This window comes from Candidatus Thioglobus sp. (assembly GCF_028599055.1).
GTDB lineage: Bacteria > Pseudomonadota > Gammaproteobacteria > PS1 > Pseudothioglobaceae > Thioglobus_A.
The window spans coordinates 1-1586 of record NZ_JAQRMS010000243.1 but is presented as its reverse complement, the minus strand read 5'-3'; the positions used below and the strand labels follow the sequence as shown (position 1 = coordinate 1586).

The following is a 1586-nucleotide window of genomic DNA, read 5'->3' as shown; positions in this document are numbered from 1 at the left end:
ATGATACTCTTCGCTATTCTGTTGAAGATGACAAAATACCAAGAATCAGCAATTTGGCTTCTTTGCAGGATTTTGGTGATTGGGACGAAACTTTTTATATGATTCGAATAAAGAATATGTCGCAGGTACAGACAGGGGGCAGAGGAGAAGGGGCCGCCCAAAACATTTGGATGACTATGTGATGGATGATGACTAAGTCATGTTTGAATTGTATATTTGTAGATATGTAAAATTGTGTTTTTGTTGATGGATAATAATACATATTTTCATTGTAATATTTAGTAGAACTTCTCATCTGAACATGGAATAGCAACAGGAAGAACTGGATTATGCGGAAGACATGTACGAACCCGGTGAACAAAGATTGGTGAGACACAAGGGCGCAGCACCAGATAACAGCAGGAGGACAGAATGTGACATCTGTTATAAGAAATTTACAAACCCAAGGAACCATGCACTACAGGCACATCTCCCCTGGTATGTGGCACCAATCTCTGCCTGTTGGATTTGCGGCATCCAAGAGCTCAAATTCCTAGAAAAACACATCAGAAACAAACATCCTACCAATCAAAGTGAGGCCATATTCGACAATAGGCAACAGATGTTTGTTGAACTGTTGAATGGTTTGTTCAGAGAATTGGCCAGAATCTTGGAGGTATCTTTTCCTGCTGATCTCGAGGACAAAATCAACAGACACATGAGGGTTCGCACTCAAGCACCACCAAAAGAATATTTGACATATGAAAAGCCATTGGTAGATCTATTTATTCAACTCAACCATTTGGATCCACTTCAAAATTATCTGATAGCTACACCTCCTCACATGAAATTACATCATCTTATTCATTGGAAAATTATTTAAAAAAAAACTGATCTCAGAGTTATCATCAGAAAACCAACATTGGCTAATGGCTTTTGAAGAAAGGAAAACCTGTGAAGGACTACTAGTGCAACCCCATGATGAACAGTCTGAACCAATACCAGTAGTAGAGGAACAGTCTGAACCAATACCAGTGGCAGATGCACATTGTCATCTAGATCAGCTTTGTAAACGTGGCAGCAGTGCTGGCCTTTACAAGCTGGATAATCTAGGTACAATGCAAGAATACCATACCAGCCTTAACTACATTGTAGCCAACTATGTTTATCCTGGCGCTTGGCCTTCATCTAGCAAAAGATCGGACCTCCGTGAGGATCCACATATCTATTTCACCTTTGGAATCCATCCCAGGTTGGTACTTTCAGAATCTTCCAATTCATTAGTTCACATGTTTAAAAAATTAAAAGATATGGTGAAATCTACAAGAACTGTTGGAGTAGGAGAATGTGGACTGGACACAACAGATGGACCAACGGATTCTGAATTTCAGAAACAGATTGTTTATTTTAGGAAACAAATTCAACTGGCCGTAGATAACAATCTAACTATTGTTGTTCATTCTAGAGGAAAACCTGACGTTCATCATCAAACTTTAGACTCTCTTATAAACATCTGTCCTTCATCTCAACCCATTCATTGGCATTGTTTCACCGGCTCCACAAACTTTAGACTCTCTTATAAACATCTGTCCTTCATCTCAACCCAT

2 protein-coding genes are annotated in these 1586 nt (G+C 39.2%); both read left to right on the top strand.

Going from position 1 to position 1586, the window contains the following annotated elements; genetic code table 11:
* The coding region (locus PSN35_RS07640; RefSeq protein ID WP_300031700.1) for a hypothetical protein at window positions 1–182 on the top strand (182 nt) is incomplete at its 5' end.
* Window positions 183–908: 726 nt separating this feature from the next.
* Window positions 909–1586, top strand: a 678-nt coding sequence (locus PSN35_RS07635; RefSeq protein ID WP_300031697.1) for a TatD family hydrolase, incomplete at its 3' end; no start/stop codon positions are given.